Here is a 5551-nt window from a genome sequence, read left to right as displayed (position 1 = left end):
CGCCGTCCCGGGGCCGCGGACTCCGCGACCGGGATCCCGTGGCTCGCGATCGTGGCCGCCGACCCCGCCTACTACCAGTACATGGCCGACCAGGGCAGGCTCGACACGTCCCAGCTCCCCTTCCCCACGCACCACCGGCAGCGTCGGGTCAGGCTCCAGGGTGAGCGCGTGCACATCGGCCGGCGCAGCGTCAAACGGGAGTTCACCCCGGAGATCGACCTCGGCGGCCCCGACGGGGACCCCGCCGTCTCCCGCGTACACGCGATCCTGCTGCCCGTGTCCGGCGGGACCTGGGCGGTCGTCGACCCGGGGTCGGCCAACGGGACGACGATCAACGGAGCCGTCGACCCCATCCCCCGCAACGTGGAGGTTCCCCTGAATGACAGTGATCGGATCTACGTCGGCGCGTGGACGGCCATCACCGTGCAGAAGGGGTGAGGCCCGGTGACCGGCCACCCTCCGGGGTCCCCGCCCCGGACCGGGCGCCGCCGGTTCCGGCTCAACTCCACCCCGGCCCGGGTGTGGGCGCTGACGATGGTGTGCGTCGTCGCCGTCACGGGGCTGTTCGCGTCCGCGCACACCACCCTGGGCCAGGCCCGAACCGGGCTCGACGTGCTCGGCCGCGACGCGGGACCGCGCGCCATGGCCACCACCGACCTGTACCTGGCCCTGGCCGACATGGACGCGCGCATGGCCGACGTCCTGCTCATGGGGACCGGTCACGACCTGGGGTCCGGGCGCGCCGACGCCCTGGACCGCTTCGAGGCCAGCCGCCGCCAGGCCAACGAGGCGCTGCTCCACGCCGCCTCACTCACCGAGGGCGACAGCGTGGAGGAGCGCACCGTCCAGGCGGTCCTGGACGGGATGGGCTCCTACGAGCGGCACGCCTCCCGCGCCCGCCTGCTCAACGACGAGGCACAGGCCCCGCCGGGAAGGGTGGACGAGGAGGCGCTGGAGGAGTACCGGCGGGCGACACAACTGATGCACACGGAGCTGCTTCCCAAGGCGTTCAACCTGGGGTTGGACTCCTCCGCGATCGTGCGGCAGAACCATGAGGAGGGGCAGCGTTCGGTCGCGCAGGGAATGCTGACGGTCGGCGCGGTCGGCGCGGCCACGATCGTGGCGCTGGTCGCGCTCCAGCTCTACTTGCGCGTACGTTTCCGCCGCCGCCTCAACATCCCCCTCCTGGCCGCGACCGTCGGGGTCCTCCTCCTGACCGTCGGCGTCGTCATCACGCTCGAACTGAGCAACGGGTACCAGCGCGGCGCCAAGGAGGAGGGGCTGGACGCGGCGATGGCGCTCGCACGGGCGGGGGCGATCGCCACCGACATGCAGGCCGACCAGAGCCGCTTCCTCGGCGACCCCGAACTGGCCGACAACTACCAGCAGGTCTACCTGGAACGGGCCCAGCAGGTTCTGTTCCGGCCCGCCGAGAACCTGGACCAGTACTACGCGGCGGTCGACGAGGTCGCCGACGCCTACCCCGAGCTGCCGGGGCCGGACGACCCCGACGACGATGACCCCGGCACCCTCGGGTACCTCGGCGAGCGGGCACAGGGGTCACTGCTGCCCGGCCAGGAGGACGCGCTCGCCGAGGTGCTGGAGACCTACGAGCGGCTGCACGCGGCCGACCGCGACCTGCGCGCCGCCGCCCGCGACGGCGATCTGGCCGCCGCGGTCGAGACCCGCATGTCCGTCGCCGACTCGCGCGACGGCACCTTTCCCGCCTACGTCGCCGCTCTGGACGAACTGATCGCCCTGCACCGGACCACCTTCGTCGACGGTATCGCGCGGGGGGACGCGGTGCTGACCCCCTGGCGGCTGGGGCTCCCCGTGTGCGTCCTGGCCGTGCTCGCACTGATCGCGCTCGGGGTCCGCCCCCGGCTGGCCGAGTACCGCTGACACCTGAGAGAGGAACGGGCCGATGAGGTTGCGACACCGTCCCGCCGCCGCGGCGGCCGCCCTGGTGCTGGGACTGTCCGCGTGCTCCGAGGCGCTGGGGGAGGAGGTCTCGGTGCTCGACGCGGAGTCGATCACCGTGGGCGTCAAGTACGACCAGCCCGGCACCGGTCTGCGGGGCCCCGACGGCGAACTGACCGGCTTCGACGTGGACGTCGCCTACTACCTCACCGAGCGCCTGGGCTTCCCCGCCGACCGCGTGGAGCTGGTGGGGGTCACCTCCGCCGAACGCGAGGACCTGCTCATCGGCGGCGAGGTGGACATGGTCGTGGCGACCTACTCCATCACCCAGGCCCGCAAGGCCGATGTGACCTTCGGCGGACCGTACTACGTGGCCCAGCAGGACCTGCTCGTCCGGGCCGAGGACACCGACATCGACGACGTACGCGACCTGGAGGGGCTCCGCGTGTGCCAGGGGAAGGGGTCGAACTCGGCGCGGCGGATCACCCAGGGGCTCGGCATCCGGGTCGAGCAGACGGACGCCCCCAGCTACGGCGCGTGCGCCGACGCCCTGCGTGAGGGCGAGGTGGACGCGATGTCCACGGACAACCTGATCCTCGCGGGCTTCCTGGCCCAGGCCCCCGACACCTTTCGGCTGGTCAACAACCCGTTCACCGAGGAGAAGTACGGTGTCGGGCTGCCGCACGGCGATGTGCGCGCGTGCGAGGCGGTCAACAAGGCGATCACCGAGATGTACCAGGACGGAACCGCGGGGCAGCTGTTGGAGACGTGGTTCGGGGAGACCGGTCTGGACCTCGTCACGAGCGTCCCGCAGTTCGAGGGTTGTCCCTGACGGTGAGTGGATCGCCACCGGAGAATCACGGATACTGGGCCAGGTGTAGGGCCGTACGGTGACCGGAGGGGAGTCGTTTCCGTTGACCATCGTCGAGTTCCTCAACACGCGCCTGGACGAGGACGAACGCGCGTCGAGGGCCGTCCCCGCGGGAGCCCGCGGCCGGGACCGGGCGCTGGCCGAGGTGGCGGCCAAGCGCATGATCGTGGAGGGGTACACCAAGGCCCACTCCGCCAGCATGCGCCCCCTCGAACCCGCGCCCTCGTCACCGGCCGAGAGCGGCGGCGACCCGTGGTCGGAACTGCTCGCCTGGCGCCGGGCGGTGAAGTACCTGGCCACGGTGTACCGGAACCACCCCCAGTACGACCGGTCCTGGGAGGATTGAGCTGTGCTCGCTTCGGTCCTCGCCCCAGGGGCCGGGGCGCGGATCAAAGGTCCAGTAGGGCCTTGACCACCTGTTCGAGGTCCCGACCGGACACGTCCGGTGCCGGGAACACCGCCGGGAACCGGCCCTCCAGGTGGGCCGACCACCCGGTCACCAGCCCGGCGCGCGCGGCGCCGCCCACGTCCCACCCGTGCGCGGTGACCAGGCCGAGTTCGCGCGGGTCGACCCCCAGCTCCCGCGCCGCCGCGAGGTAGGGCGCCGCGGCCGGCTTCCAGGCGCCCGCCGACGCGCCGCCCAGCACTCCGTCGACCAGGTCGAGGATCCCCGCCCGCTCCAGCAGCTCCCGCGTCGGGCGTTCGTCGCCGTTGCCGAGGGTCACCACCCGCAGGCCCGCCTCGCGCGCGGCGGTCACGGCGGTCACGGCCTCGCTCCGGGGCTCGAGCCGCGCCATGCCCTCGATGACGGAGTCCTCGGCCGCCGGGGCGATCTGGTGCCCGGTGATGTCCCTGAGCGACCCCCGGGCCACGTCCTCGAACGAGCGGTCGCCGTCCAGGAGGGCGAGGGCGAAGGTGTCGCGGAGCACGTGGTCGCTCCAGCGGGTCATGAGTACGCGGGGGATCCCCGCCTCGCGGAACCGCCACTCCAGCGGGCCCAGCGGGAACAGGGTGTCGAGGACGTCGAAGGCGAGGGCGACGGGGCGAGGTGGCATCTGCTCGGCTCCTACCGGGGGGAGGGGTCGCTGAGACCGTCCTACCCAGAGAAGCCGCGGCTGTGCTTGCTTTGGGCCTCCGCTTCGCTTTGGCCCGGGTTCGGGCGCCCCGAAGGCAGGGATGCTTCATCCTCGTCTTCGCCTGACGCTCGTTCCTCGCTCGCGGCTCGACTCGTCTTGCAGCACCCTGCCGGCTCCCGAACCGTCACACCCGGGGAACCGGACCCGCCGCGTCCAGGGCGGGGATCTGTTCGGCCGCCCACGGGCTGATCGCCCACGGGGACCGCGCGGCCAACTCCACCAGGTCGGGCCACTCCACCCACGCGTACTCGGTCACCTCGTCGGGGTCGGGGGAGGGCTCCCCCTCCGCGCGGGCCCAGAACACCGGGCAGAACTCGTTCTCCACGATCCCCTCCGCCGACACCGCCCGGTAGCGGAACTCCGGCAGCGCCGGCCGGACCTCCGCCAGCTCCAACCCCAGCTCCTGGCCGACCCGGCGGCGCACGGCCTCCTCCAGACCCTCACCCGGGCCGGGGTGGCCACAGCAGCTGTTGGTCCACACGCCCGGCCACGTGGTCTTGGCCAACGCGCGCCGGGTGACCAGGACCCGACCGTCGGGCCCCAGGACGTAGCAGGAGAAGGCCAGGTGCAGCGGGGTGTCCGCGCTGTGCACGGTGGCCTTGTCGGCCACGCCCACCGGCCGGTGCCGTTCGTCGAGCAGGACCACGAGTTCGGGCGTGCCGCCCGTGTCCTCGGCCCGCGCGTCACTGGTCAGTCGGTTCACGGCTTCCCTCTCGTCTCACGACACCCGGTTCACCTCCATAGTCACCTCCGTCCCACACCGGATCGTTCCCCGCCTGGTCTCCGGGTGCGCATATGGTTCCTTTTGGCCCCGCCTCGGGGGCCGTGGAGGACAGTGGTGGAGTCAGCGGTGACGGAAGACGTGACGGAGACGACGGAGGCCGGAGTCGACCCGGAGCACCTGCGCGTGTGTCTGGACGTGCTCGCGCGGGTGGAGGGGCTGCCCACCGACCACCCGGACTCGCTCGTCCTGCAACGGGCCTCCGCCAAGCTCTTCAAGATCGTGAAGGAGAAGCGGCGGCGCGCCCGCAGGGACGCGGTGAAGGCGCACGACGACGCCGTGCTCGCCGCCACCGCCACCGCCGCCCCGGACCGGATCGACGACGAGACCAACGGCCGAGCCCTGACCAGCGGAGCGACCGGGGCCCTGGCCGGGGTGCTCAGGAAGGCCCGGCCCTGCTACGTGTGCAAGGAGAAGTACACGGAGGTCGACGCCTTCTACCACCAGCTGTGCCCCGCGTGCGCGGCCCTGAACCGGGAGCGCCGCAACGCGCGCACCGACCTGACCGGGCGGCGCGCCCTGCTCACCGGCGGCCGGGCCAAGATCGGCATGTACATCGCGCTGCGGCTGCTCCGCGACGGTGCGCACACCACCGTCACCACGCGGTTCCCCAAGGACGCGGTCCGCCGGTTCCCCGCCATGCCGGACAGCGGCCAGTGGCTGCACCGCCTCCGCGTGGTCGGCGTCGACCTGCGCGACCCCGCCCAGGTCCTGCGGCTGGCCGACGACGTGGCCGAGCAGGGGCCGCTGGACATCCTCATCAACAACGCGGCACAGACGGTGCGGCGTTCGCCGGGTTCCTACGGACCGCTCATCGCCGCCGAGGCCGAACCGCTCACGGGG

The 5551-nt window shown here is 72.6% G+C and carries 7 protein-coding genes; 5 read left to right on the top strand and 2 right to left on the bottom strand.

Annotation, left to right across the window (positions count from 1 at the left end; translation table 11 throughout):
• From D471_RS0123055 to D471_RS0123040, 4 genes are all read left to right on the top strand, one after another.
• Positions 1–438 (top strand): FHA domain-containing protein (locus D471_RS0123055; RefSeq protein ID WP_017600807.1); only part of this gene is annotated, 438 nt, incomplete at its 5' end.
• A gap of 6 nt (positions 439–444) precedes the next feature.
• Positions 445–1902, top strand: coding sequence for a hypothetical protein (locus D471_RS0123050; RefSeq protein ID WP_017600806.1), 1458 nt, complete (start codon positions 445–447; stop codon positions 1900–1902).
• A 22-nt stretch (positions 1903–1924) separates the two neighbouring features.
• Positions 1925–2752, top strand: coding sequence for a glutamate ABC transporter substrate-binding protein (locus tag D471_RS0123045; protein ID WP_017600805.1), 828 nt, complete (start codon positions 1925–1927; stop codon positions 2750–2752).
• A gap of 82 nt (positions 2753–2834) precedes the next feature.
• A complete protein-coding gene (locus D471_RS0123040; protein ID WP_017600804.1) occupies positions 2835–3137 on the top strand; it encodes a DUF6221 family protein in 303 nt (100 codons plus the stop codon).
• Positions 3138–3180: 43 nt separating this feature from the next.
• Here the strand turns inward: D471_RS0123040 and D471_RS0123035 are convergent, their stop codons facing one another.
• Positions 3181–3846: an HAD family hydrolase gene (locus tag D471_RS0123035; RefSeq protein ID WP_017600803.1), complete on the bottom strand. Its 666-nt coding sequence runs from the start codon at positions 3844–3846 to the stop codon at positions 3181–3183.
• A gap of 205 nt (positions 3847–4051) precedes the next feature.
• On the bottom strand, positions 4052–4630 hold the full coding sequence (idi, locus tag D471_RS0123030; protein ID WP_017600802.1) for an isopentenyl-diphosphate Delta-isomerase: 579 nt from the start codon (positions 4628–4630) through the stop codon (positions 4052–4054).
• Positions 4631–4777: 147 nt separating this feature from the next.
• Between idi and D471_RS0123025 the strand changes: the two genes are divergently transcribed.
• Positions 4778–5551, top strand: a 774-nt coding sequence (locus tag D471_RS0123025; RefSeq protein ID WP_017600801.1) for an SDR family NAD(P)-dependent oxidoreductase, incomplete at its 3' end; no start/stop codon positions are given.

Source organism: Nocardiopsis lucentensis DSM 44048 (assembly GCF_000341125.1).
Classification (GTDB): Bacteria; Actinomycetota; Actinomycetes; order Streptosporangiales; family Streptosporangiaceae; genus Nocardiopsis; species Nocardiopsis lucentensis.
Note: the sequence above shows the minus strand (reverse complement) of the source record. Positions and strands in the feature narration are given on the sequence as shown.

Excerpts from the sequence above, each read along its gene's own strand:
- D471_RS0123045 (WP_017600805.1), top strand. The coding sequence starts at position 1,925 with ATGAGGTTGCGACACCGTCCCGCCGCCGCGGCGGCCGCCCTGGTGCTG.
- D471_RS0123035 (WP_017600803.1), bottom strand. The coding sequence starts at position 3,846 with ATGCCACCTCGCCCCGTCGCCCTCGCCTTCGACGTCCTCGACACCCTG.